The organism is Ruegeria sp. AP12, assembly GCF_056540025.1.
In genome coordinates this window covers 1-726 of the sequence record NZ_JBQFVZ010000196.1, presented here as the reverse complement: position 1 = coordinate 726, position 726 = coordinate 1, and the positions used below count along the sequence as shown (strand labels likewise).

Sequence of the window (726 nt, the reverse complement as noted above, 5' to 3'; positions counted from 1 at the left end):
CGGGATCATAGCGCCAGCGGACCCGAGGGTTATCGGCATCCGTCGAATCGCCATGATGGCCATGGCTGAAATTGGTCACGACCAACCGCACCTTGCCGATATCTCCTGCCCGCACCATCGCACGGGCCTGCCGGACCATCGGATAGGCCGAGTAGCAGTAGTTCACCGCGCATATCTTGCCCGAGGCCTCGGCCACGCGCACGATCTCTTCGCCCTCTTCGACCGTCATGGTCATGGGCTTTTCGCACAGGACATTGAAGCCAGCCTCTAGAAACGCTTTGGCGATTTCGAAATGGGTGGAGTTCGGCGTGGCAATCGTGACCAGATCAATCCTGTCGGGGCGGTCTTTTTCGCCTGCCAGCATGTCCTGCCAGCTGCCATAGGCGCGGTCGGCGTTGATACCCAACCGCTGAGCATATTCACGGCCCACCTCGGGCCGGTGATCCAGAGCGCCGGCTGCGAACTCGAACATCCCGTCCGCCTGCGCGCCCAACCGATGGGCAGGTCCGATCTGGCTGCCTTCGCCGCCGCCAATCATGCCCCATTTCAGCTTTGCCATGGTCTTTGTCTCTCTTCAATTTTACGCAGCTAGAGCGATCAGAAATCGCTGATATCTTTCCACTGGCGCTGGTCCGACGAGGCCAGCGCAGCAGCCAGCACCCGGTTGACCTCATGCCCATCGCGGAAGGTGGGCCAGATCGGATTGCCGGTGTGAATGGCCTGCAG

The 726-nt window shown here is 60.9% G+C and carries 1 protein-coding gene; it reads right to left on the bottom strand.

Annotated elements, in window-relative coordinates:
• Window positions 1–559 (bottom strand): Gfo/Idh/MocA family protein (locus tag ACR0E6_RS22225; RefSeq protein WP_480587447.1); only part of this gene is annotated, 559 nt, incomplete at its 3' end.
• Window positions 560–726: the final 167 nt, after the last annotated feature.